Raw genomic sequence first — 24162 nt, forward strand, 5'->3', positions numbered from 1 at the left:
AATTATCAAGCAGCGAAGAAGGATGACCAAGAGATAAAAGGGACCGAATCACTTTTAACAGCACCCTCTTGGACATCTAACGCGTGAAGTGAAAACCCACAATAAACAAAGGACGGTGTTACACATGCGTAAACCAATTATTGCAGGAAACTGGAAAATGAATAAAGTACTTTCTGAAGCAACTAGCTTTGTTGAAGAAGTAAAAGGAGCAGTACCATCTCCTGAAAGCGTAGATTCAGTAGTATGTGCACCTGCACTATTTTTAGATCGTTTAGTAGAAGCGACTAAAGGCACAGACTTAAAAATTGGTGCACAAAACATGCACTTCGAAGAAAACGGTGCGTTCACTGGAGAAGTGAGCCCTGTTGCATTAGCAGACCTAGGTGTGAACTACGTAATTTTAGGACACTCTGAACGTCGTGAAATGTTTGCTGAAACGGACGAAACAGTAAACCAAAAAACAATTGCTGCATTCAAACACGGTTTAACACCAATCGTTTGCTGCGGTGAAACAAACGAAGAGTATGAACAAGACCAAACAAAAACAGTTGTAGCTAATCAAGTACAAAAAGCATTAGCTGGTCTAACTGATGAGCAAGTAAAACAAACGGTTATCGCATATGAGCCAATCTGGGCAATCGGTACAGGTAAATCTTCAACTGCTGAAGGTGCAAACGAAGTTTGTGCATACATCCGTAGCGTTGTTGCAGAACAATTCTCTCAAGATGTTGCAGATGCTGTACGTATTCAATACGGCGGTAGCGTAAAACCTGCTAATATTAAAGAATATATGTCTCAATCAGACATTGACGGAGCTTTAGTAGGTGGAGCAAGCTTAGAAGCAGATTCTTTCTTACAGCTTTTGGAGGCTGGTAAGTAATGAGTAAAAAGCCAGTAGCATTAATCATCTTAGATGGTTTTGCATTACGCGATGAAGATAAAGGTAATGCGGTAACACATGCAAAAAAACCAAACTTCGACCGTTTCTGGAACGAGTATCCTCATGCTACACTTCAGGCGTCTGGAGAAGCTGTAGGCTTACCGGAAGGCCAAATGGGTAACTCTGAAGTAGGTCACTTAAACATCGGTGCAGGCCGAATTGTGTACCAAAGCTTAACTCGTGTAAACGTAGCAATTCGTGAAGGCGAGTTTGAACAAAACGAAACGCTTGTAGCAGCTGTAAAGCACGCAAAAGAAAAGGGTACAAACCTTCATCTTTTCGGACTTTTATCTGATGGCGGTGTACACAGTCATATCGAACATCTTTATGCATTATTGCGTCTAGCTAAGAGTGAAGGCTTAGAAAAAGTCTACATTCATGGCTTCTTAGATGGTCGTGACGTAGCACCTCAATCTGCTGAAACGTATTTAAAAGAACTTAATGAAAAAATTGAAGAGTACGGCGTTGGTGAAATTGCAACACTTTCAGGACGTTACTACTCAATGGACCGCGACAAACGCTGGGAGCGCGTAGAGAAATCATACCGCGCAATGGTGTACGGTGAAGGTCCATCATATACAAGCGCTGAAGAGTGCGTAAAAGATTCATATGAAAATGGAATCTATGACGAATTCGTTTTACCTTCTGTTATTACAAAGGAAGACGGATCGCCAGTTGCGACAATTCAAGACGAAGATGCAGTCATTTTCTACAACTTCCGTCCCGATCGCGCAATTCAAATTTCAAATACGTTCGCAAACGAAGATTTCCGCTCATTTGATCGCGGTGAGAAACATCCGAAAAACTTACATTTTGTATGTCTAACTCACTTCAGCGAAACAGTTGACGGATATGTAGCCTTTAAGCCAATTAACTTAGATAATACGCTTGGTGAAGTATTATCTCAAAATAACTTAAAGCAGCTTCGTATTGCTGAAACGGAAAAATATCCTCACGTAACGTTCTTTATGAGCGGTGGACGTGAAGCAGAGTTTCCTGGTGAAACACGTATCTTAATCGATTCACCAAAAGTAGCAACATATGACTTGAAACCTGAGATGAGTGCTTATGAAGTGACGGACGCGTTGCTTGCAGAAATCGAGGGCGACAAGCAGGACGCTATTTTATTAAACTTTGCAAACCCTGATATGGTAGGTCATTCAGGTATGTTAGAACCAACGGTAAAAGCGATTGAAACAGTAGATGAGTGCTTAGGCAAAATTGTAGATGCAATTTTAGCTAAAGGCGGTACAGCAATTATCACAGCAGACCATGGTAATGCTGATGAAGTGATTACACTTGAAGGTAATCCAATGACGGCTCATACAACGAATCCTGTTCCGGTAATTGTAACAAAACAAGGCTTAGAGCTTCGTGAAGACGGTATTCTAGGGGATCTAGCTCCTACAATGCTTACTCTTCTAGATGTAGCACAGCCAAAAGAAATGACAGGTAAAACATTAATTAAATAATTAATTATAAAGGAGAGTTTTAAAATGCCAACAATTCTTGACATTTATGCACGCGAAGTATTAGATTCTCGCGGTAACCCAACAGTTGAAGTAGAAGTATATACTGAATCAGGCGCTTTCGGACGCGCAATCGTACCAAGTGGTGCTTCTACTGGTGAACACGAAGCAGTAGAATTACGCGATGGTGACAAATCTCGCTACCTAGGTAAAGGTGTATTAAAAGCAGTAGAAAACGTAAACGAAATTATCGCTCCTGAATTAGTAGGTATGGACGCAACTGATCAAATCGGTATCGACCGCCTTATGATTGAGCTAGATGGTACGGAAAACAAAGGTAAATTAGGTGCTAACGCTATCCTTGGTGTATCTATGGCAGTAGCTCACGCAGCAGCTGATTTCGTAGGTCTTCCATTATATCGTTACCTTGGTGGATTCAACGCGAAGCAATTACCAACTCCAATGATGAACATCATCAACGGTGGTTCTCATGCTGATAACAACGTTGACTTCCAAGAGTTCATGATTTTACCTGTAGGAGCTCCTACATTCAAAGAAGCAATCCGTATGGGTGCTGAAGTATTCCACGCGTTAAAATCTGTTTTATCTGCAAAAGGCTTAAACACAGCTGTAGGTGACGAAGGTGGATTCGCTCCAAACCTTGGTTCTAACCGTGAAGCATTAGAAGTAATTGTTGAAGCAATCGAAAAAGCTGGCTACAAAGCTGGTCAAGACATCCAATTAGGTATGGACGTTGCTTCTTCTGAATTCTTCAACAAAGAAACTGGTAAATATGACTTAGCAGGCGAAGGTCGTACAGGCGTAACTTCTGCTGAAATGGTAGATTTCTACGAGCAGTTAGTTAACGAATTCCCAATCGTTTCAATCGAAGACGGTTTAGACGAAAATGACTGGGATGGTCACAAGCTATTAACTGAGCGCATTGGCGGCAAAGTACAGCTTGTTGGTGACGATTTATTCGTAACAAACACGAAAAAACTTTCTCAAGGTATCGAACAAGGCGTAGGTAACTCTATCCTTATCAAAGTTAACCAAATCGGTACATTAACTGAAACGTTCGAAGCTATTGAAATGGCTAAACGTGCTGGTTACACAGCAGTAGTTTCTCACCGTTCTGGTGAAACTGAAGATGCAACAATCGCTGATATCGCTGTTGCAACAAATGCTGGTCAAATCAAAACTGGTTCTATGAGCCGTACAGACCGTATTGCGAAATACAACCAATTACTACGCATCGAAGACGAGCTAGGTGTTCTAGCTGTATACGATGGCGCTAAATCTTTCTACAACTTAAAAAAATAAGTTGAAATCATAAAAAACGGATGACGATTGTCATCCGTTTTTTTATGTTAAAATCCGGTGTATTTCGCTGTCATTACTTGTATGAGAGGGTTTTTTATGATAAATTAACCTTAGCGTAGTGCGCGTACTTTATCCCCGGTAATGCCAATCAGAAGGGATGAAGAAACCCCGCTGATTGACTATTACTTGGTGTAGGAGGTGTGTCTTAGTGCATACATTGCTGATTACTTTGCTAGTGATTGTTTCAATTGCATTGATTGTTGTGGTCGTTTTACAATCAAGCAAAACTACTGGATTATCTGGAGCTATTTCCGGTGGAGCTGAAACGTTATTTGGAAAACAAAAAGCACGTGGAATTGACTTAGTTTTACACCGTTTGACAGTAGTGTTATCTATCTTATTCTTTGCGTTAACACTTGCTGTATCTTATTTCAAACTTTAATATGTTACTGGATAGACTGCCACCTAATGCATACGTACTTGGTGTATACCAACTTATGTATTAGGTGGCTTTTTTAATGGGCGTGTTGAATACTTTAATTTCATTTTTAAGTAATGATATAATATAGCTTTAGAAAAAAGTACTAAATATAGTATAAAAGCGTAAAAGTTGACGGACACATATCTTGTTATGTGATGACCGTCACATAAATACATGTTTTTTTCTATTATGACTGCAGATATTATAACTAAAAGGAGTTAAATGATATATGAAAATTGCACAACCAAAGCCATTTACATTTGAAGGCGGCGAAAAGGCTGTTTTATTACTTCACGGTTTTACCGGAAATTCTGCTGATGTTCGTATGTTAGGTCGTTTTTTAGAGAAAAAAGGATACACATGCCACGCACCTCACTATAAAGGACACGGTGTAGCGCCTGAAGAGCTTGTTCATACTGGTCCAAAAGATTGGTGGAAAGATGTCATGGAAGGCTATGAGTTTTTGAAAAGTAAAGGCCATGAAAGTATTGCCGCTGTAGGTCTTTCACTAGGTGGCGTATTTTCACTGAAATTAGGTTACACTGTACCTATAAAGGGTATTGTGCCTATGTGCGCGCCTATGTATATAAAGAGTGAAGAAGTCATGTATGAAGGTGTTTTAGCGTATGCACGCGAATATAAAAAGCGTGAAGGTAAATCGTCTGAACAGATTGAACAAGAAATGGAAGAGTTCAAACAAACACCAATGAACACGTTAAAGTCTTTACAGGAATTAATCGCTGAAGTGCGAAATTCAGTTGATATGATTTATGCACCGACATTTGTTGTACAAGGTCGTCATGATCATATGATTAATACAGACAGCGCCAATATTATTTATAATAGCGTCGAGTCTCCTACAAAAGATATAAAGTGGTACGAAGAATCTGGTCATACCATTACCTTTGATAAAGAGCGAGATCAGCTTCACGAGGATGTATATGCATTTTTGGAATCACTTGATTGGTAATAGAGATAATACGAATAAGGAAAAAGGAGGGACATGATGTGAAAGAAGAAAATCAGCCCTATATGAATGAAATATTGGATTTTATGAAAAGGGATAATTACAAACCTTTGACTGTCCAAGAGCTTGCAAAAGAATTTAATACGGAGGATGCAGAGTCATTCAAAGAGTTTGTTAAGGCACTTGTTATTATGGAAGAGAAGGGTTTAATTATCCGAGCAAGAAATGACCGCTACGGGCTGCCGGAACAAATGAATTTTGTCAAAGGGAAAGTAAGCGGACATGCAAAAGGGTTTGCGTTCGTAGTTCCTGAAGAAAAAGATGCGGGTGATGTATTTATTCCCCCTACTGAAACAAACAATGCTATGCACGGAGATATTGTGCTTGCAAGAGTGTTATCAGAATCATCAGGTGCTCGTCGTGAAGGAACCATTGTAAAAATCTTAGAACGAGGTACCCAGCAAATTGTAGGTACGTATACGCAAAGCAAGAATTTCGGCTTTGTGATTGCGGATGACAAAAAAATTGCAGGTGATATCTTTATTCCCAAAGCAGCAAGAAATGGTGCAGTTGAAGGCCATAAAGTAGTAGTAGAGCTCACAACCTATCCGGAAGGCCGCATGAATGCAGAAGGAAAAGTTGTTCAAATTCTTGGACATAAAAACGATCCGGGGATCGATATCATTTCTGTTATCCATAAGCACGGTCTTCCTCAAGAATTTCCTGCTGACGCTTTAACGCAAGCAATTGATACACCTGAGACGATTGATGAAAAAGATATCGGTAACCGTCGCGATCTTCGGGATCAAGTTATTGTAACCATTGACGGAGCAGATGCAAAAGATTTGGATGACGCTGTAACGGTTACAGAGCTTGAAAACGGAAACTACAAATTAGGTGTTCATATTGCAGATGTAAGTCACTACGTTAAAGAAGGTTCTCCGATTGATGTAGAAGCAGCAGAGCGCGGAACAAGCGTCTATTTAGTAGACCGAGTTATTCCGATGATTCCTCACCGTTTATCTAACGGAATCTGCTCATTAAATCCAAAAGTTAACCGTTTTACACTTTCTTGTGAGATGGAAATTAATCCACAAGGTGAAGTAGTAAAACATGAGATTTTTGAAAGTGTCATCAAAACGACAGAACGAATGACGTATTCAGATGTGAACAAAATCTTAGTGGATAAAGATGAAGAAGTGTTAGAACGCTACGAGCCAATCGTTCCGATGTTTGAGCGTATGGAAAAGCTGGCAGCTATTCTTCGTAAAAAGAGAATGGATCGCGGTGCCATTGATTTTGATTTCAAAGAAGCAAAAGTATTGGTAGATGATGATGGACATCCTCACGATGTTATTTTGCGTGAACGTTCAGTTGCTGAAAAGCTAATCGAAGAATTTATGCTGGCGGCGAATGAAACAGTAGCAGAACATTTTCACTGGATGAACGTACCGTTTATTTATCGTATTCATGAAGATCCAGATGCAGAGAAGCTTACTCGTTTCTTAGAGTTTATTACAAACTTTGGTTATACAGTGAAAGGGACAGGCAACGATATTCATCCGCGTGCGCTGCAAGATATTTTAGAAGAAGTAAAGGGTACGCCTGAAGAGATGGTTATTTCAACTGTTATGCTTCGTTCGATGAAACAAGCGAAGTATGAAGCAGAAAGTTTAGGCCACTTTGGTTTATCAGCTGAATTCTATACGCATTTTACGTCTCCAATCCGTCGTTATCCGGATTTAATCGTTCATCGTCTCATTCGTACGTATTTAATTGAAGGAAAAACAGATCAGCAAACGCAAGAAAAATGGCGCGAGCTTCTGCCTGATGTTGCTGAGCATTCTTCTAATATGGAACGTCGTTCAGTTGACGCTGAGCGAGAAACGGACGATATGAAAAAAGCTGAGTTTATGGCTGATAAAGTTGGGGAAGTATTCAATGGTATTATTAGCTCTGTTACAAACTTTGGGATGTTCGTGGAGCTGGAAAATACGATTGAAGGGTTAGTTCATGTTAGTGACTTAACGGATGACTATTATCGTTACGACGAACGTCATTATGCGATGATTGGAGAAAGAACGGGCAACGTCTTCCGAATTGGAGACGAAATTGAAGTGAAAGTTGCCGATGTGAATAAAGACGAGCGTTCAGTGGACTTTGTTATTGTGGGAATGAAAGAAGGCCGCAAACGCTTATCTAAAGATCGTCCTAAAGTGATTAAGGCAAAACAAAAGTCACGCAAAGATGATAAAGGAAAAGGTCGAGAGGGCAGCCGAAGCAAAAATGAAGAGTGGTCTACTCAAAAACCAAAGAAGAAAAAGAAAAAAAGATTCTTCGAAGGCGCTCCAAACGTTAAGCGCAAAAAGAAAAAGCGCAAATAATCGACAGCAGTGAAGCAGAAGGATAGACCTTCTGCTTCAAAACAGCTCTATTAAACGTTTTAGTTGTTGTTTAGATTTCCATACAGTAAAATGATACATAATATCATACATATACGTAAGTACGGCTGAAGGGAAGGAACGTTTTATGCCAAAAGGTGAAGGGAAATTAATTGCACAAAACAAAAAAGCCCGCCACGACTTTTTTATTGAAGAAACATATGAGACGGGTATTGTTCTACAAGGAACGGAAATTAAATCAATTCGTAATGGTCGTGTGAATTTAAAGGACTCTTTTGCTCGTGTGCAAAACGGAGAAGTATTTTTACACAATATGCACGTTAGTCCTTACGAACAAGGAAATCGATACAATCATGAGCCACTTCGTACACGAAAGCTATTGCTGCATAAACGCGAAATCAGCAAGCTAATTGGCTATTCAAAAGAAACAGGTTATTCACTAGTTCCGTTAAAAGTGTATTTGAAAAATGGATACGCAAAGGTTTTACTAGGGCTTGGTAAGGGTAAAAAGAAATATGATAAGCGTGAAGACTTAAAGCGTAAAGAAGCCAAGCGTGATATCGAACGAGCATTTCGTGATCGTCAAAAGATGTAAAATTACAAAATCTTACAATTGCAAAATGCTCATTTTGTGATATAATAAATATTGTTATCAGTTAGATTTCATTTTGCATACTGAAGTCGCTATCTGATGTAAGAATTTTTCTTACACATTCCGACTCCCTTTTATATGGGGACGTTACGGATTCGACAGGGATAGTTCGAGCTTAGGTTGCGAGTCGAGGAGATGGCCTCGTTAAAACATCAACGCCAATAATAACTGGCAAATCTAACAATAACTTCGCTTTAGCTGCATAATAGTAGCTTAGCGGTTCCTCCCTCCATCGCCCATGTGGTAGGGTAAGGGACTCACTTTAAGTGGGCTACGCCGGAGTTCGCCGTCTGAGGACGAAGGAAGAGAATAATCAGACTAGCGACTGGGACGCCTGTTGGTAGGCAGAACAGCTCGCGAATGATCAATATGCCAACTACACTCGTAGACGCTTAAGTGGCGATATTTCTGGACGTGGGTTCGACTCCCACCGTCTCCACCAAATACATATTTTTGGTGGCTTACCTTACTTATAACAGGAGCTAATCAAATGTATGATCTACATTTGATTAGCTCCTTTTTAATTTATGATGTATGTAAAATTGAAAAAGCGGTACAAAAATAAAAGGATGCCTCTTTGTGTAAGAGGCATCCTTTTACTTTTGTTTAAGCTGAACAAAAAGCAGCATAAGAAAGGAAAGAAAGACGATCGAGATAACCCATAGCCAAGCGAGATTCATGTTTCCAGAGTCAATCGCGACGTAGATAGCGGTAGGAACAGTTTGAGTTTCACCTGGAATATTGCCAGCAAACATCAAAGTGGCTCCAAATTCTCCGAGTGCTCTTGCCAGACTTAACACACCTCCTGTTACGATAGCTTTAGAAGCTAAAGGAATGGAAATAAAGAAAAAGACTTTCCATTCGCTTGCACCATCTACTCGAGCTGCGTCTTCAATTTCATGATCAACGCCTTGGAAGCCCGTTTTGGCAGATTGATACATAAGGGGAAACGCAACGACAACGGATGCAATAACAGCTGCCCACCACGTAAAAATAACGGGTTGTTGAAAGACCCATTCAATTGCTCGGCCGAGTAGGCTGTGTTTTCCGAATATGACAATCAATAAAAATCCAACAACGGACGGAGGCAGGACCAATGGTAGCATCAACACCGTTTCAACCATCACTTTTCCCTTAAAGTGTTTCCTTGATAACAGTTTTCCTATAACAGTGCCTAGAATAATCACGACAAATCCCGCTACTAATGCAATTTTAAGCGATAGCTGAAGAGGAGATAAAAACTCTTGAATCATAGCAATCTCAATTCGCAGTGAAACCGTATTTTTTAAACGTGTTAAGAGCCGTCTTACTTTGTAAAAATTGATAAAAATCCTTTGCTTCTTGTGGATGTTTCGAATCCTTAATAACGCCTACAGGATATACAATTGGTTTGTGAGTGCTATGATCTGCAGTGGCGACAATCTTCACTTTTTTTGAAATCAACGCATCGGTTTTATAAACAACTCCAGCTTCAACGTTTCCTGTCTCCACATAGGAAAGCACCTGGCGTACGTCTTTTGCATAGACGGTTTTAGGCTCAATGTTTGTCCACAGATTCATGTGTTCAAAAGTCTCTTTTGCATACTGTCCGGCAGGAACGGATTCCGGTATGCCAAGTGAAATTTTTTGAACAGCAGGCTTTGATAGATCTTCAAAATTTTTGATGGCAGCCGAATTATTCTTTGGGACGATAAGCACAAGATCGTTGCCAACCAAGTCAGTTCCATTTTCTTTAGAAATAACTCCTGACTTTACCAGTGCATCAAACTTATCTTCCGCTGCTGAAAAAAACAAATCAGCCGGTGCGCCGTTTTCGATTTGCTGTTGCAGCGAGCCTGAAGCCCCAAAATTAAATTTTAAGTCGACATTCGGATGCTTTGTTTCATATTGCTTTTGAATATCGGTAAGCGCATCTTTTAAGCTGGCTGCAGCGGATATCGTTAAGCTGACGTTTTGGTGCTGAGCCGCTGATTGACTCGTATTTGTTCCATTCGAACAAGCAGCAGTAAACATAATTAAAAATAATAGTGCGAATAAGGGTTTAAAGTATTGTTGCATCGTGTCACCTCAATTAGTTTTAGTAGAGCAATTTAGTATAACTATATCACGTTCACTTAGAAAAGGACTTCCTAAAAAGAAAACAGCGACTTGAAAGGGAAAAACTTTCAAGTCGCTGCCTTATTTACTCTTCCAACGCTTTGCCCATTCCTTTTAAAAAGTGAAGTCCAAATCCAATTGCACGATTAACATCTGGATCATTTAGCGCTTTTATAAGAGCTAACGCACTTACTTTTTTTCCTGTTTTTACATATTCATTTGCTTCGTTCATACCAGCTGTTGCACTGTTGACAAGTTTAGCGGTTACCTCTGGGTCTGCCTTCATCAAACCGCTGCTTGCACCCATAAGGGTATTAATTAAATTGGTTACGGGTTCTCTAGAAATTTGATGAAGCGCAATTTTTGAGATTTTTTCTTTTGCTTGAATCATTGAATCAGCAGCTTCAAGAACACCCATGTCGTTAAGTTCTCCGACAATACCGAGAATACGATTCAGCGCTTCTTCATTATCTGCCAGCAGAGAAGTCAAGTCTTCTAATTTTTGCTGTTTTTTTTCTTCCTCGCTTAGAAGAGGCTTTTTAATTTCTGTAATAGGTTGTGCCATCTTTTCTCCTCCTATTTACTTGTTAAATGGACGTAGCCAGGACGATTCCATTTACGCTGAACCTCGACCCCATTTTGAGGATGACGTTTTTTGTTACGCGGATTTGTAGACGGTAAAGGCGTTTTTCCACCTTTGCTTAATACTTCCATCCGTACTTTTGTTTGTTTGTAAGCCGGCGTATTTGTTCGTTGGTCGACTGCAGGTCCCGTCAAGAAGTTAATAGCCGAATCTTTATGAACGGAGTGCATCGGAAGATACAGCTCATTTGCTTTTACTCGCTCTGTAATTAATGCCTGTACTTTTACTGCTCCAAACGGTGAGATTAATCTGACAAGCGAACCGTCTTCAATTTCACGCTCCTTGGCAAGCTGAGGTGAAATTTCTACAAATACTTCCGGTACCTTTGATTGAATACCGCTCGATTTATTGGTCATATTCCCTTCATGAAAATGTTCTAACATTCGTCCGTTATTAATGTGCAAATCATATTCCTCTGGAAATTCAGCAGGAAGGACCCAATCTGATAAAGCAAAGCGCGCTTTTTTATCTGGGAAATTAAACCCATCGACGTAAAGTAAAGGCGTGCTTTTCCCCTCTAAGCTCCCCCATAAGAAGCTATCCCAGCCTTCAAGGTTTTCGTAGCTGGCTTGGCTGAACAGAGGTGATAGACTAGCCATTTCTGAAAAGATGTCACCAGGGTGTGTATACGTCCAATTTGCACCTAAGCGGTTTGCAATCTCTTGAACAATCCACCAATCCGGCTTCGAATCACCAAGCGTTGGCAATGCTTGATACAATCTTTGTACGCGTCGCTCCGTATTGGTAAACGTTCCGTCTTTTTCAAGAGAAGGAACAGCAGGGAGTACAACATCAGCATATTGAGCCGTTCTTGAAAGGAAAATGTCTTGGACAACAAAAAAATCTAGATTTGATAATATTTCGTGTACGTGATTAGCGTTCGAATCGACAAGAGCCATATCTTCTCCTACAAGGTACATAGCTTTCATTTTTCCTTCATCAATTGAATGAAGCATTTGGATATTATCAAGACCCGGCTTGTCTTTAATTTTCACGCCGTATGCTTTTTCAAATTTTTCTCGAGCGACTGAGTCCGTGACGTGCTGATAACCTGGAAGCCAAGCGGGAAGAGTTCCCATATCGCATGCGCCTTGCACGTTATTGTGGCCTCGGAGTGGATAAGCGCCTGCACCAGGGCGTCGATAGTTTCCAGTAGCAAGCAACAGGTTTGAGATAGCCGCTGATGTATCAGAGCCTCCTGTATTTTGCGTCACGCCCATACCCCACAGCACACAGGTTCCATCGGCGTCTCGAATCATTTCAGCTATTTGAATGAGTGTTGCTGCTGAAATACCCGTAATTTGTTCAGCATATTCAAGCGTGTACTTTTCAAGCAAAGAGTTAAAGTCTTCAAAATAGTTGACGTTTTCTTGGATAAATTTTTCGTTGTGCCATCCTTGATCAATCATGTATTTTGTTACAGCCATTAGCCATACTTGGTCCGTACCTTGTTTTGGACTGATAAAAATGTCAGAGCGTTCAGCCATTTCGTTTTTGCGCAAATCTGCGACGATTAGTTTTTGGTCATGAAGCTTATGCGCGCGTTTGATACGAGTTGCTAATACAGGGTGACCTTCGGCAGGGTTAGCTCCAACGATGATAACCAGTCCAGCTTTTGCGATGTCTTTTATCGTGCCGGCATCGCCTCCCATTCCGACTGTTCGAAATAATCCATCGGTTGCAGGAGACTGACAGTAGCGAGAACAGTTGTCTACGTCATTTGTTTCAAACATTTGGCGAGCCAGCTTTTGAATAACATAGTTTTCTTCGTTTGTAATCTTAGAAGAAGAGATAAAACCAACGGATCCATGTCCGTACTGCTGATTGATGGAGTTTAACCTGCTTGCTACTAAATCGAGCGCTTCTTCCCATGACGACTCTACAAATGCGCCATTTTTTCGGATTAAAGGCTTAGTAATACGTTTTTCAGAGTTTACAAAATCCCAGCCGAATTTTCCTTTCACACAGGTTGAAATAGCGTTTGCGGGAGCATCTGAGCTAGGTTGAACTTTAAGGATTTCGCGGCCTTTTGTCCACACTTCAAATGAACATCCAACTCCGCAAAATGTACAGACGGTTTTTGTTTTTTTCGTCCGAGTTTCACGCATAGCTGCTTCCACCTCTGAAACAGCAAAAATTCCGCTGTACCCTGGTTCCACTTCTTTAACTAAATCAATCATTGGATTCAAAACGCTTTTTGGAAGTCCGGTCATGAATCCAGCTTCTCCGAGCATAGATTTTTCCATTAAGGCATTACAAGGGCATACTGTTACACATTGACCGCAGCTCACACAAGAAGATTCATTGATTGCTACACCATCATCCCAGAGAACGCGGGGACGTTTCGCTTCCCAGTCGATAGAGAGCGTTTCATTAACTTGAAGATTTTGACAAACCTCTACACATTGTCCACAAGCAATGCATTGATTAGGGTCATAACGGTAAAACGGATGAGACATATCGACTTCATCCTCTGAGGCCTTTGGCGTATAGGGGTATTTTTGATGTTCAATCTCCATCATTTCGGCTGTATTATGTAATTTACAGTTTCCGTTGTTATTATCGCAAACGGTGCAGTATAGCAAATGATTTTCTAATAAGCGATCCATTGCTTCCGTCTGTGCCGCTTTTGCGGGTGCTGATTGTAATTCAATCTTCATGCCGTTTTCAGCTTTTGTAGAACAAGAACGAACTAACTCGCCATTCATTTCAACAATACATGTGTCACAAGTTTGAATAGGGTCTACTTCAGGCACATAACAAATCTGAGGATGCTCGATGTTTTGCTGGTTAATAATTTCGAGTATGGTAGAACCTGAAGCTGCCTTGTATTCGTTGCCATTTATATGAACAGTGATGATTTCACGACTCATTTGTTTTCCTCCTTTATATAAAACAAAAAACCACCATGAATACACATGCCTAATTAAATAAGGGAAGTGCAATCATGGTGGAATAGTTTACTAGCAGGTCTTACTAATATGCCAATCCGGCCCATTTATATCGTTAAGAAAAAGTGATAGAGTAATAACAATTCATTATTATTATTATTCCATCTCGGTTATTTATAATTATATCGCTACGTTTTTAAATGCACAACTTTTTTAAATACCCAACTCTCTTCAAAAGTTTTGCTGCAAAGATTTTAGGCTTTTATTTTTTGAAGTGTTGATTTATGATAAAAAAACTGTAGGAATAAAATGCACAATTTAATTTTAATCGGTGGGAGAGCGTTGATTATGTCAAAAACAATTCATGAATTTAATGATATTATTCGGAAGCTTCGAAAAGATTTATTTGGAAAAGGACCGGAAAGAATACATACGGTTTTTGTTGAAAATATGGCTGTCTCAACACTGTATGGAAATTTAACTCCGACAGAAACATTTATTGCAAGCACTTCTGAAGGGTGTGACATGGTTCATTTAGCTCGAACAAAAATGATTCAAGATGTATATGCATCGAATCCGCCGGAAGGGCTAGAAGAATTGGTAGGAGCAAAGCTGGTTAATTTATTTTCAGATATGAAAATAAAAGAAAATATAGCGGTTTCCGTATTTGTTTTTGATAAAAACATTATTTAAAAAAGGAGACATCACATGAATTCGACCGTTAAGAAGCGTACAGTTCTTAGATTTAAAAATGGTGAAATGGAAAGCGTGGAAGATAAAATTGTAACGGAGTTTCCTGTGACTGTGAAAATTAATGAAGAAGAGTTTGTCACGATGGTATGTAGCCCTCAATACATTGAAGATATGGTAATTGGCTATTTAGCATCTGAAGGGGTTATTCGAGAATACAAAGACATTAAAAACATATGGGTTCAAGAAAAAGAAGGGTATGTTCATGTTACAATAGATAAATTAAACCCGTATTTTCAAAACCTTCAAAATAAACGATATATCACGTCTTGCTGCGGGGCGAGCAGGCAAGGGTTTGTCTTTATAAATGATGCGTTGACTGCTAAAAAAATGAATGATATATCGGTAGAACTTTCAATTAAGGATTGTTTTCAACTCATGAATAAGCTGCAGCAATCTGCTGCTACGTTTCAAGAAACGGGTGGCGTTCATAACGCTGCCATTTGTGATAAAAATGGTTTCATGCTTAGCAGAATGGACATTGGCAGGCATAATGCTCTAGATAAACTATATGGGTATTGCTTAAAACACCATATTTCAATTAGGGATAAAGTAGTCGTTTTCAGCGGCCGTATTTCTTCAGAAATTTTGTTGAAAGTAGCGAAGATCGGGTGTGAAGTGGTTCTTTCAAAATCCGCTCCGACTGAACTTGCTTTAAATCTAGCAGAAGAATTGAGAATTACAACGGTAGGGTTTATCCGAAGTGATTCGTTGAATATTTATACATGCCCGGAAAGAATTTTAAGAGAAAGTTAATCTGCTGTGGAGAAGCTGACAGCTAGAGAGGAGAGATGAGGCAGATGTCATACACTATAGTTGATACGTTAAAGCGCCCTTTACGAGACTTGCGTTTGTCCGTAACAGATCGCTGTAACTTTCGCTGTCGATATTGTATGCCTGAAGAAATTTTTGGGGCAGACTATCCATTTTTACCTGCCGAAAATATTCTTTCGTTTGATGAATTAGAGAGACTCACGAGATTATTCGCATCGCTAGGAGTAAAAAAAGTGCGTATAACGGGAGGAGAGCCACTGCTAAGAAAAGGCTTGCCAGATCTAATCAATCGTCTGAAGCAAATTGAGGGTATAGATGATATTGCCATAACAACAAACGGCTCACTGTTAAAGAAGCATGCAGAAGCCTTATCAAAAGCGGGATTATCAAGAGTAACCGTCAGCTTAGACTCGCTTGATGAAGTGAGATTTCAAGAGCTGAACGGAAATCGAGGAAGCGTCAAACGAGTGTTAGAAGGAATAGAGGCAGCAGCTCTTGCGGGGATTTCAGTCAAAATAAACATGGTTGTCCAAAAAGGCAAGAACGAGCAGGATATCCTTCCGATGGCCCAATATTTTAAAGGCAAAAAACATACGCTGCGCTTTATTGAATACATGGATGTTGGAAATTCAAACGGATGGAAAATGGATGAGGTTATAACAAAGAAACAAATTCTTGATATAGTTGGACAAGAAATGCCTCTTGAAGAAATTCCGCCTCATTACACGGGAGAAGTAGCTACCAGGTATCGGTATGTTGGGACAGAAGAGGAAATTGGTATCATTTCATCCGTGACAGATTCATTCTGTTCGACTTGTTCACGCGCAAGAGTATCGGCTGAAGGAAAGCTCTATACCTGCTTGTTTGCGTCAAAAGGGTACGACCTCCGGAAACTGATACGATCACAAGCATCTGATCATACTGTTTGTGACACCATTTCTGATATCTGGAATCATCGGAAAGATCGTTACTCAGATGAGCGGGCTAACGGAAGACAGGTCCAAGGCGCTGAGAAAGTGGAAATGTCTCATATTGGTGGATAATTCAAAAAAAGCCTTATAAATGCCAATCACTGCGATGATTCACATTTATAAAAGTAGGATCTTCTGCTGAAAAAGGCACGCGAAGGACGTTTGCCTGATTCAACAATCCTGTGAGCCTTCTTTCACCTTGTGTAACGAGTTGGTCAATAAGAGGAAGCGTTCTACGGTGATAGAGGGCTAGAAGCGGGTGCATGTGATTTGGCTGAACAGGAAGAACAATATCAGCTGAGTTCGCCTGAGTTAGGGTAATCATATTATGAACAAACTCAGCATTAACAAAAGGAATGTCACACGAAAGAATAAAGAACCATTCAGCACGGCAATCAATTGCAGTTAAAGCATGATGAATTGCATACAAAGGTCCTTGATACGGGCATTTTTCAACTGCAAATGAAACATCTTTTCTTTGAAAATAAGGAAGTAAATCTTGGTTGGTAGACACAAGTATAGGTGTGACGTGATTTTCTTTTAATGCATCTATACTATATTCGTAAAATGATTTCTTGTTATAGGTTTCAAACATTTTTGGTTGACCGTAGCGAGAAGATTTTCCTCCTGCTAATACAATGCCGGCAATGGACATTTATTAAATACCTCCATCAAAATATAGTTGTATATTTATGCACATAAGCGTCCGTAAAGCAGCTTAGCTTTATGTGTATAATAGCATGTTTTTAAAGAAATATCTTTGACGAAGGAATAGATAGTGAAGTCATAGATTGAACGAGAAAGGGAGAGAAAAGAGTGACAGAACGTTATTCACGTCAGCAGCTTTTCCAGCCCATTGGAAACAAAGGGCAGCAGCAAATTAGAAGTAAGCATGTTTTAGTTGTAGGCGCAGGGGCTCTAGGCAGCGCTAGTGCAGAAGCTCTCGTGCGTGCTGGAATTGGAAAATTGACTCTTGTAGATCGTGATTATGTAGAATGGAGTAATCTGCAGCGTCAGCAGCTTTATACAGAACAAGATGCGCAAAACAAACTGCCTAAAGCTGTAGCAGCCAAAAATCGTTTGCGTCAAATAAACACAGAAGTGAAAATCGAAGCGCTGGTGATGGATGCTCAGCCTGCTAATTTAGAAAGTATCGTCCAAACAGCTGATTTGATTATCGATGCGACAGACAATTTCGACATTCGCTTTATTTTAAATGATTTGTCACATAAGTATGAAGTTCCTTGGATCTACGGCTCATGTGTAGGGAGTTATGGCACCACTTATACCGTTATCCCAAACGTAACCCCTTGTCTGCACTGCATATTGAAAAAAGTGCCTGTGGGAGGAGCGACGTGTGAGACAGCAGGAATTATCAGTCCAGCCGTTCAAATTGTGGCAGCCTATCAAATAACCGAAGCATTAAAAATTTTAGTGGGAGACGTTGAAGCTTTGCGACACACATTTCTAACTTTTGACGTCTGGAATAATCAGCACGCTGAATTTAAGACGGGTAAAATGAAAAGTTATGAATGTTCTTCTTGCGGATCGGCACGCACATATCCGTACTTAGCGTATGAAAATCAGCTTAAAACAGAAGTTCTTTGCGGCAGAGAGACGGTTCAGATCAGACCCTCGCAGCAGCATTTACACAACTTTGATGAATTGGAAAAGCGTTTAAAAAACCAAGGGAAAGTAGACCGCAACCCATATCTTCTGTCATGTCAGCTTCCAGAGCAGCGCTTTGTTATTTTTCAAGATGGCCGTGTATTTATTCATGGAACGAATGATATTCAATTTGCGAGAAGTTTATATTATCGTTTATTAGGATGAGTAAAGGAGTGAAAAAATGAGAGAAAAGCGAACTCCTATCCCTGTCGGAGAATGCGTTGGGCGAGTGATGCAGTATGTCAAAAGCGGAAAGCAAGAAATCATTGCGCTTGAAGAAGCTCACGGCAGATTTTTAGCAGAAGATTTAATGGCAGATCATGATGTTCCTGCTTTTAATCGTTCTCCATATGATGGTTTTGCTATTCGGTCACAAGATACGAAAAAAGCATCATCACTTCATCCAGTAGAACTGGATGTTCGAGGAGAGATAGGAGCGGGTTCTGTTTTTGAACATGCAGTCAACGCGATGCAGGCTGTGCGTATTATGACAGGAGCTCCTATTCCAAAAGGCTGCGATGCGGTGGCAATGCTTGAAGTAACAAAAGAATATACAAAAGACAACCAGCCCGTCGTTCAAATCAAGCGGTCGTTTAACAGCGGAGATAACATTTCGTTTCAAGGAGAAGAAACAAAAAAAGGCACCATGTTAGTTTCAAAAGGAACGTATATCACTCCGGGAGTAGCTGCTCTTCTAGCCACATTTGGTTATAGTAACGTAGCTGTCTTCAAAAAGCCTGTAGTTGGATTACTTGCAACGGGAAGTGAACTAGTGGAAGTACGTGATCCTGTTCAGCGAGGGAAAATTCGTAATAGCAATGCTCATATGCTTCGTGCCCAAATTGAAAAAGCTGGAGGAGAAGTAAACTATTTTGGTATTATGCCCGATGATTTAAGTCAGTGCTACAGCGCGGTAAAATCTGCGCTATCAGAAGTGGACATACTGATTACAACGGGGGGCGTTTCAGTAGGAGATTATGATTATCTACCAGAGGTGTATAAGCAATTACAGGCCGAAGTTCTTTTTAATAAAATAGCGATGAGACCAGGCAGTGTCACAACAGTTGCACGTATGGAAGACAAGCTTTTATTTGGTCTATCGGGAAACCCTACGGCCTGCTACGTTGGTTTTGAACTGCTAGCTCGTCCGGTCATCAGTACATATGCGGGGAAAAGAACCCCTCATCTCCGGAAAGAAAAAGCTTTGTTAGGAAAAGACTTCTTAAAGCCAAATCCTTTTATGCGATTTGTATCTGGCAGGCTTTCATACAGGGAAGGACAGCTGATTGCTTCTCCATTAAGCTTTACAAAATCTAGTGCTGTTTCTTCTTTAGCTCATGCGGATACGTTAATTATATTTCCCGGAGGGACGAGAGGGTACAAAGAAGGAATGCTGGTTGACGTCTTATTGCTAGATGACGTGCAGGGAAGTGAATGGCCTTGGTAGCAAGTTGCACCGTTTTACAAGTAGTTGGATTTCAAAACAGCGGAAAAACGACTTTAGTGGAAAGGCTAATTAAAAAAGCGAAACAATTCGATCTACGTGTAGGTTCTATTAAGCACCATGGACACGGCGGACCTCCAGATAGCAGCAGTGAGCTAAAAGACAGTCATCGCCACCAGCAAGCAGGTGCCGATGTGGCAGGTGTAGAAGGAGGTGGGATCCTTCAGCTTACGGCAAACAGTAAAGACTGGAGCCTAAAAAAGCTGATTGATTTTTATCAATTTTTCTCGCCAGATGTCATTTTTGTTGAAGGATATAAAAAAGAATCCTATCCAAAAGCAGTCTTGATTCGAAGCGAAGAAGATCTTGTTCTGCTTTCCTCTCTAACCAATATCATATGCGTGATTAGTCACATTCCGCTTAAAAACGAAGTGCAGCGAGCATATCCAATGTTTCACTTACAAGAAGACGAGCTTTATCTTAATTTTTTATTGAAAGAAGTGGGGGAAAGAAGATGAACCAGCACTTATTTGAAGTAGTAAATCAGCCAATTGCGGTAGATGAAATAATTAAAAAAGTTTCTAGAAGAGACGCGGGAGCTATTACGACATTTATTGGAACGGTAAGAGAATTTACAAAAGGCAAAAAGACGCTCTCTCTTGAATATCAAGCCTATGTGCCAATGGCAGTGAAAATGCTCAGCCAAATTGGTGACGAAATTCAGGAAAAGTGGCCGGATGCTTTGACAGCTATTACTCATCGAATCGGAAAGCTTGATATAACAGAAGTCGCAGTAGTTATTGCGGTTTCTTCTCCGCATCGCAAAACAGCTTATGAAGCAAATGAGTATGCTATTGAACGTATTAAGCAAATTGTGCCAATTTGGAAAAAGGAATTTTGGGAAGATGGAACAAAATGGATTGGGGATCAGTTAGAAACAAAAGAATATCCTGAAGGAAAGCCATTGAAGGAGATGTAAAAATGATTAACGTCTTATTTTTCGCTGCTATACGTGAAGAGGCTGGAGTGGAACAAGTAACAGTTGATAAGCAAGATATAACAGTGAAGGAATTAAAGGAATATGTACAAAAAACATATAAGCTGTCCTCTCTGAATCAAACGATGACAGCAGTCAACGAAGAGTTTGTAACAGATGAAGAAATCATTGGAACGGGAGATACCGTTGCATTTATTCCACCCGTTAGTGGAGGATAAAAAAAGGTGCTGAATACACAGCACCTTTTTTATTATCTAAATTGAGCTACTTTTTCAATTGGTAAACGTACAGAAGGGTAACCGCTATTTGCTGCTTTGCCGATTGAAAGTAACATAACCGGTGCATAGCGTTCTTTGTCTAAACCGAATGCTTCGGCAATTTGATCTTTTTCATAACCGCCAATAGCATTCGTATCATAACCGTGAGCACGTGCAGCAAGCATTAACTGCATAGATACTAAACCGCCGTCAATTAATACCGTTTCTTTATTTAATTCTTCAGAAGCAGCTGCGTAGTGCGCTTTGATTTTTGGAATTTGCATATCTCTAATTTCTTGTGGCATATAGCCTAGTTCAACAGCTTTATCGTAAATTTCATCTAAATTTTCTTCGCTTTTTAAATCGCCGAATATCGCAATAACAGCTGCCGATGTTTCTACTTGTGATTGATTAAATTTAGCAAGCGGAGCTAGTGTTGCTTTTCCTTCAGGGCTATCAATTACTAGAAAGCGCCAAGGCTGTGCATTAACAGAAGATGGAGCTAGCGTCGCTTCTGTTAAAATTTCTTTCATTTCTTCACGGCTGATTTTGACAGATGGATCGTAATAACGAATAGATCTGCGCCCTGTAATAATATCTTGGAAATCATTGTTTAGTGTTTTTGTTTGTGTCATGATGAACTCTCCTTTATGTTAAAAATGTTATGACCGTTCAATGGCCGAAATGTTTACTTTTAAACGCTCAAGCATTTTGGAAAGCAGCAGCTGTTCTTCTTCGCTGAAATCTTTAAATGCTTCATCAATAAAGCGAGCTTTTTCGTTTCGAAATGCACCGATTTTTTCATGTCCGCTTTTCGTAAGCTTTACAAATGTTACGCGGTTGTCATCAGGATTTTTACGGCGTGATACAACATCTCTTTCTTCTAGCTGCTTTAAATGCCTTGTAATTGCAGCATTATCAATGTTTACTTGCTGTTGAAGCGCCTTTTGACTCATTTCACCTGTTTCATAAAGCTGATGTAAAATATCAAGACGTGATTGGCTAACACCGGTACAATGCTCAAACTTTTGATTAATTTGTTTATTAACTTCTTGCAGAGCATACAGAACATTTGCTTTTTCAGAACATGAATGTGACAAGAAAGTCGCTCCCTTTTTTCTATGATATTTATTGATGGATTAATATTTGATACATCAATGTTTGATACATCAACTAATATAAAATAAATAAAAGTGAAAGTCAAGAAAGTGAACAATCTTTTTTTTTTATAAATAATAAAAAGAGATTGAGATATAACGAAATCAATGCAATCTAAAGACGAACAAATCGGATAAATGAGCTCGTATGGACCGCTTGTGACACGGTAGTTGATTTCTGTGCAAGACTTCGCTTTGTCCTCCAATCAGCTGCCAGAAGGAACGAAACAGATAAAATCTACGTTCATCGTAACCAAAAAAAACGAACCACTGATCAAACGGTTTGATTAGTGGTTCGTTTTTCACTTCAACTATACTATTTTTGTCTTAGCGTCTTTAAGCTGAATGATTTTTTTTACTAATTTGTTCATGCGTGTAAGGAGACAGAAACGGAATACGCTTGATAATCACATCGTGAATCCAGAATAATCGCTGGATAAGAGGAGCTGTTTTATCTGAAAGATAGATAACAAAGCAGCTGATAGCTCCCGCAATTACCATGCCTCCAAGTACATCTGCTGGATAGTGGACACCTACGTAAATGCGTGAAAGGCCCGAGATGGCAGCCCATATAAAAATGACGCTTCTCCATTTGTTTTTTCGTAACCACATGATCCAAGCAGCAGAAAAGACTAAAATCGAATGATCACTGACAAAAGATGAATTAGCCGGGTGCGGAATCAGCTTATGAACATGATGAGTCACAAACGGACGCGGGTGGTAATACACCAGGTGAATGACTTCATTGATACAAAGAGAAAGGACAATTGTAAACAACATGTATAAAGCCGTATAACGGTGATAAATTGTTCTTTCTGTTTTTCCGCTAAACCAAAGCAAAAGCAAACAAGCCATTATAAAATAAGGAACGCTATTCGTAATGATAACCATGACAGAATCCATTGCGCTGGATTTACCAGCAAACGAGTTAATCCATTGAAATACTTCGTAATTGAGGTTCATTTGTTTTCTCCTTATGCAGTACTTTTCACTCTTAGTTTAGATTGACACTCTAAAAAAACGATGAATTTCACATTAAAAATCAATTAAAATCCGAAATTCAAGGGCATTTAATGATATAAAAAGGAGAGGAAGAAACTGCTTTTAGAATAGGAGATGAAACAGTTGAAAAAGGTTTTATTTTTACCTCTTCTAAAAATGCCTTCTGGCCATCATCAAGTGGCAGAGGCGTTAATGGATATATTGGAAAGAAGAACAACAAATATTTGTTATAAAAAAATAGATTTATTAAGTTATACAAACGAACTATTAGAAAAAGTGGTTACAGGCACATATTTGAAATGGATTCGTTATGCTCCAGAAACATACAATATGGCATACAAACATCTCTTTTATGAACCGCCTGTTCATTCATTCAAATGGTATCATCACGTATTCGCAAAAAAAATGGAGCACTTAGTTAAAGAAGAAAATCCGGATTTAATTATATGCACACATGGATTTCCTTCTTATTTGCTCAGCCAATTAAAAGCAAAAGGCAAGTGCAATGTTCCTATTATAAATGTCTACACGGATTTCTTTATTAATAATTTATGGGGAAAAGAAGAGATTGACTTTCACTTTCTTCCTAGTGAAGAAGTAAAAAGAGGGCTTCGTGCTCAAAGTGAAATTCCACTTCAAAATATGATGGTCACAGGGATACCGGTACATGAAGAAATAACAAAAACAAGAACTGTTAAGCATCATGGTAGCCGAAATATTTTAATTGCCGGAGGCAGCAGCGGTCTAGGCAATATTATGGATTTTTACAATGATTTAAAAGACGCGCGCCATTTTCATTACTTTGTCTTATGCGGCAAAAATCAAAAGTTATATGAAGAAATCAAAGGGTGGGAACTACAACACGTTACACCAATTCCGTACATTTCATCACGCACAGAAATGAATGAACTGTATGAGCGAGTGGATGCTATTGTAACAAAACCAGGTGGTATCACGGTCAGTGAAGCTCTTCGCAAAAATTTACCGATTTTTGTTCATTCTGCTTTACCGGGTCAAGAAGAGGTGAATTTACGCTATTTAACAGAGCGAAACTTAGTTCAAGAACTAAAGGCGGATCAATCGTTAGAAAGTCAGCTGCAGACAGTGCTGCAGGATGCTGGTAAAATGAGCACATTGTATAACGCGATTGCTGCTTACCATAAAGAAATCGAAGCACAAACGCCTGAAGAACTTTTAGCAGTAGTCAATTGGATTCTAGGTGAAAAGCAAACGATTGGTCTTCATGCGTAAAACATTCATGTTTACAAACAATAAGG

General features: G+C 39.6%; 24 protein-coding genes and 1 other RNA gene. 17 read left to right on the top strand and 8 right to left on the bottom strand.

All coding sequences use genetic code 11. The annotated features are described in order from the left end of the window. The first annotated feature begins 124 nt into the window (after positions 1 to 124). From tpiA to ssrA, 8 genes are all read left to right on the top strand, one after another. On the top strand, positions 125 to 880 hold the full coding sequence (gene tpiA, locus SCI76_RS15255; protein ID WP_013085385.1) for a triose-phosphate isomerase: 756 nt from the start codon (positions 125 to 127) through the stop codon (positions 878 to 880). Further along, entirely contained in the window at positions 880 to 2412 is a 1533-nt protein-coding gene (gene gpmI / locus SCI76_RS15260; RefSeq protein WP_028412054.1) for a 2,3-bisphosphoglycerate-independent phosphoglycerate mutase, read from the top strand. Before tpiA ends, gpmI begins: the two co-directional genes overlap by 1 nt. A gap of 24 nt (positions 2413 to 2436) precedes the next feature. After that, positions 2437 to 3732, top strand: a complete 1296-nt coding sequence (gene eno, locus SCI76_RS15265; RefSeq protein ID WP_028412055.1) for a phosphopyruvate hydratase — start codon at positions 2437 to 2439, stop codon at positions 3730 to 3732. Positions 3733 to 3940: 208 nt separating this feature from the next. Continuing rightward, positions 3941 to 4174 carry a preprotein translocase subunit SecG gene (secG, locus tag SCI76_RS15270; RefSeq protein ID WP_014457843.1) on the top strand — a complete coding sequence of 78 codons (234 nt, stop codon included), beginning with the start codon at positions 3941 to 3943 and terminating at the stop codon, positions 4172 to 4174. A 268-nt stretch (positions 4175 to 4442) separates the two neighbouring features. Further along, positions 4443 to 5183, top strand: a complete 741-nt coding sequence (locus tag SCI76_RS15275) for a carboxylesterase (protein ID WP_028412056.1) — start codon at positions 4443 to 4445, stop codon at positions 5181 to 5183. Between the two features lie 38 nt (positions 5184 to 5221). Further along, a complete protein-coding gene (gene rnr / locus SCI76_RS15280) occupies positions 5222 to 7564 on the top strand; it encodes a ribonuclease R (RefSeq protein ID WP_028412057.1) in 2343 nt (780 codons plus the stop codon). 145 nt (positions 7565 to 7709) lie between these two features. After that, positions 7710 to 8177 (top strand): SsrA-binding protein SmpB, encoded by a 468-nt coding sequence (gene smpB, locus SCI76_RS15285; protein WP_013059694.1) that lies wholly within the window; start codon positions 7710 to 7712, stop codon positions 8175 to 8177. 137 nt (positions 8178 to 8314) lie between these two features. Then, positions 8315 to 8676: a transfer-messenger RNA gene (gene ssrA, locus SCI76_RS15290) on the top strand. Positions 8677 to 8830: 154 nt separating this feature from the next. On the opposite strand, the gene modB is transcribed toward ssrA, so the two are convergent. The 4 genes from modB to fdhF form a co-directional block, all read right to left on the bottom strand. Further along, entirely contained in the window at positions 8831 to 9487 is a 657-nt protein-coding gene (gene modB, locus SCI76_RS15295; protein ID WP_034264255.1) for a molybdate ABC transporter permease subunit, read from the bottom strand. Between the two features lie 7 nt (positions 9488 to 9494). Next, positions 9495 to 10292, bottom strand: a complete 798-nt coding sequence (gene modA, locus SCI76_RS15300; RefSeq protein WP_033580425.1) for a molybdate ABC transporter substrate-binding protein — start codon at positions 10290 to 10292, stop codon at positions 9495 to 9497. A gap of 124 nt (positions 10293 to 10416) precedes the next feature. After that, positions 10417 to 10896 (bottom strand): DUF1641 domain-containing protein, encoded by a 480-nt coding sequence (locus tag SCI76_RS15305; protein WP_033580426.1) that lies wholly within the window; start codon positions 10894 to 10896, stop codon positions 10417 to 10419. Positions 10897 to 10907: 11 nt separating this feature from the next. Beyond that, positions 10908 to 13847 carry a formate dehydrogenase subunit alpha gene (fdhF, locus tag SCI76_RS15310; protein ID WP_028412061.1) on the bottom strand — a complete coding sequence of 980 codons (2940 nt, stop codon included), beginning with the start codon at positions 13845 to 13847 and terminating at the stop codon, positions 10908 to 10910. A 366-nt stretch (positions 13848 to 14213) separates the two neighbouring features. Between fdhF and SCI76_RS15315 the strand changes: the two genes are divergently transcribed. From SCI76_RS15315 to moaA, 3 genes are read left to right on the top strand one after another with little or no spacing between them, the layout of a single operon-like run. Further along, positions 14214 to 14558, top strand: a complete 345-nt coding sequence (locus SCI76_RS15315) for a DUF2294 domain-containing protein (RefSeq protein WP_013059689.1) — start codon at positions 14214 to 14216, stop codon at positions 14556 to 14558. 15 nt (positions 14559 to 14573) lie between these two features. Then, complete coding sequence (gene fdhD, locus SCI76_RS15320; RefSeq protein WP_033580428.1) at positions 14574 to 15371, top strand: formate dehydrogenase accessory sulfurtransferase FdhD; 798 nt, start codon at positions 14574 to 14576, stop codon at positions 15369 to 15371. Between the two features lie 44 nt (positions 15372 to 15415). Further along, the gene (gene moaA, locus SCI76_RS15325; protein ID WP_028412063.1) at positions 15416 to 16432 is read left to right on the top strand and encodes a GTP 3',8-cyclase MoaA; all 1017 of its coding nucleotides are present in this window, start codon (positions 15416 to 15418) and stop codon (positions 16430 to 16432) included. Positions 16433 to 16445: 13 nt separating this feature from the next. Here moaA and SCI76_RS15330 read toward each other — a convergent pair whose 3' ends face one another. Then, positions 16446 to 17015 (bottom strand): molybdenum cofactor guanylyltransferase, encoded by a 570-nt coding sequence (locus tag SCI76_RS15330; RefSeq protein ID WP_028412064.1) that lies wholly within the window; start codon positions 17013 to 17015, stop codon positions 16446 to 16448. A 161-nt stretch (positions 17016 to 17176) separates the two neighbouring features. Between SCI76_RS15330 and SCI76_RS15335 the strand changes: the two genes are divergently transcribed. Genes SCI76_RS15335 through moaD form a run of 5 tightly spaced genes read left to right on the top strand, consistent with a single transcriptional unit; the run spans position 17177 to position 20687 of the window. Then, positions 17177 to 18193, top strand: a complete 1017-nt coding sequence (locus tag SCI76_RS15335; RefSeq protein WP_028412065.1) for a molybdopterin-synthase adenylyltransferase MoeB — start codon at positions 17177 to 17179, stop codon at positions 18191 to 18193. A gap of 16 nt (positions 18194 to 18209) precedes the next feature. Beyond that, positions 18210 to 19475 carry a gephyrin-like molybdotransferase Glp gene (glp, locus tag SCI76_RS15340; RefSeq protein WP_328174692.1) on the top strand — a complete coding sequence of 422 codons (1266 nt, stop codon included), beginning with the start codon at positions 18210 to 18212 and terminating at the stop codon, positions 19473 to 19475. After that, the gene (gene mobB, locus SCI76_RS15345) at positions 19463 to 19990 is read left to right on the top strand and encodes a molybdopterin-guanine dinucleotide biosynthesis protein B (protein WP_165635044.1); all 528 of its coding nucleotides are present in this window, start codon (positions 19463 to 19465) and stop codon (positions 19988 to 19990) included. The genes glp and mobB overlap by 13 nt, the downstream gene beginning before the upstream one ends. Continuing rightward, on the top strand, positions 19987 to 20451 hold the full coding sequence (locus SCI76_RS15350) for a molybdenum cofactor biosynthesis protein MoaE (protein WP_025752620.1): 465 nt from the start codon (positions 19987 to 19989) through the stop codon (positions 20449 to 20451). Before mobB ends, SCI76_RS15350 begins: the two co-directional genes overlap by 4 nt. A 2-nt stretch (positions 20452 to 20453) precedes the next feature. Then, a complete protein-coding gene (gene moaD, locus SCI76_RS15355; RefSeq protein WP_028412068.1) occupies positions 20454 to 20687 on the top strand; it encodes a molybdopterin converting factor subunit 1 in 234 nt (77 codons plus the stop codon). 32 nt (positions 20688 to 20719) lie between these two features. Here the strand turns inward: moaD and SCI76_RS15360 are convergent, their stop codons facing one another. The 3 genes from SCI76_RS15360 to SCI76_RS15370 form a co-directional block, all read right to left on the bottom strand. After that, complete coding sequence (locus tag SCI76_RS15360; protein WP_013059680.1) at positions 20720 to 21361, bottom strand: nitroreductase family protein; 642 nt, start codon at positions 21359 to 21361, stop codon at positions 20720 to 20722. Between the two features lie 27 nt (positions 21362 to 21388). Then, on the bottom strand, positions 21389 to 21826 hold the full coding sequence (locus SCI76_RS15365) for a MarR family winged helix-turn-helix transcriptional regulator (RefSeq protein ID WP_013085370.1): 438 nt from the start codon (positions 21824 to 21826) through the stop codon (positions 21389 to 21391). A gap of 393 nt (positions 21827 to 22219) precedes the next feature. After that, entirely contained in the window at positions 22220 to 22846 is a 627-nt protein-coding gene (locus SCI76_RS15370) for an undecaprenyl-diphosphatase (protein ID WP_028412069.1), read from the bottom strand. Between the two features lie 153 nt (positions 22847 to 22999). On the opposite strand from SCI76_RS15370, the gene SCI76_RS15375 reads away from it, so the two are divergent. Beyond that, positions 23000 to 24136: an MGDG synthase family glycosyltransferase gene (locus SCI76_RS15375; protein WP_407544035.1), complete on the top strand. Its 1137-nt coding sequence runs from the start codon at positions 23000 to 23002 to the stop codon at positions 24134 to 24136. Positions 24137 to 24162 lie beyond the last annotated feature (26 nt).

This window comes from Priestia sp. HNGD-A6 (assembly GCF_045784335.1).
In the GTDB taxonomy this organism is placed as follows: domain Bacteria; phylum Bacillota; class Bacilli; order Bacillales; family Bacillaceae_H; genus Priestia; species Priestia zanthoxyli.

Bases quoted from the DNA above. Each gene is read 5' to 3' on its own strand.
- tpiA (WP_013085385.1), top strand. From the start codon at position 125: ATGCGTAAACCAATTATTGCAGGAAACTGGAAAATGAATAAAGTACTT.
- gpmI (WP_028412054.1), top strand. From the start codon at position 880: ATGAGTAAAAAGCCAGTAGCATTAATCATCTTAGATGGTTTTGCATTA.
- eno (WP_028412055.1), top strand. From the start codon at position 2,437: ATGCCAACAATTCTTGACATTTATGCACGCGAAGTATTAGATTCTCGC.
- SCI76_RS15275 (WP_028412056.1), top strand. From the start codon at position 4,443: ATGAAAATTGCACAACCAAAGCCATTTACATTTGAAGGCGGCGAAAAG.
- smpB (WP_013059694.1), top strand. From the start codon at position 7,710: ATGCCAAAAGGTGAAGGGAAATTAATTGCACAAAACAAAAAAGCCCGC.
- modB (WP_034264255.1), bottom strand. From the start codon at position 9,487: ATGATTCAAGAGTTTTTATCTCCTCTTCAGCTATCGCTTAAAATTGCA.
- modA (WP_033580425.1), bottom strand. From the start codon at position 10,292: ATGCAACAATACTTTAAACCCTTATTCGCACTATTATTTTTAATTATG.
- SCI76_RS15305 (WP_033580426.1), bottom strand. From the start codon at position 10,896: ATGGCACAACCTATTACAGAAATTAAAAAGCCTCTTCTAAGCGAGGAA.
- fdhF (WP_028412061.1), bottom strand. From the start codon at position 13,847: ATGAGTCGTGAAATCATCACTGTTCATATAAATGGCAACGAATACAAG.
- SCI76_RS15315 (WP_013059689.1), top strand. From the start codon at position 14,214: ATGTCAAAAACAATTCATGAATTTAATGATATTATTCGGAAGCTTCGA.
- fdhD (WP_033580428.1), top strand. From the start codon at position 14,574: ATGAATTCGACCGTTAAGAAGCGTACAGTTCTTAGATTTAAAAATGGT.
- moaA (WP_028412063.1), top strand. From the start codon at position 15,416: ATGTCATACACTATAGTTGATACGTTAAAGCGCCCTTTACGAGACTTG.
- SCI76_RS15330 (WP_028412064.1), bottom strand. From the start codon at position 17,015: ATGTCCATTGCCGGCATTGTATTAGCAGGAGGAAAATCTTCTCGCTAC.
- glp (WP_328174692.1), top strand. From the start codon at position 18,210: ATGAGAGAAAAGCGAACTCCTATCCCTGTCGGAGAATGCGTTGGGCGA.
- mobB (WP_165635044.1), top strand. From the start codon at position 19,463: ATGGCCTTGGTAGCAAGTTGCACCGTTTTACAAGTAGTTGGATTTCAA.
- SCI76_RS15350 (WP_025752620.1), top strand. From the start codon at position 19,987: ATGAACCAGCACTTATTTGAAGTAGTAAATCAGCCAATTGCGGTAGAT.
- moaD (WP_028412068.1), top strand. From the start codon at position 20,454: ATGATTAACGTCTTATTTTTCGCTGCTATACGTGAAGAGGCTGGAGTG.
- SCI76_RS15360 (WP_013059680.1), bottom strand. From the start codon at position 21,361: ATGACACAAACAAAAACACTAAACAATGATTTCCAAGATATTATTACA.
- SCI76_RS15370 (WP_028412069.1), bottom strand. From the start codon at position 22,846: ATGAACCTCAATTACGAAGTATTTCAATGGATTAACTCGTTTGCTGGT.
- SCI76_RS15375 (WP_407544035.1), top strand. From the start codon at position 23,000: ATGAAACAGTTGAAAAAGGTTTTATTTTTACCTCTTCTAAAAATGCCT.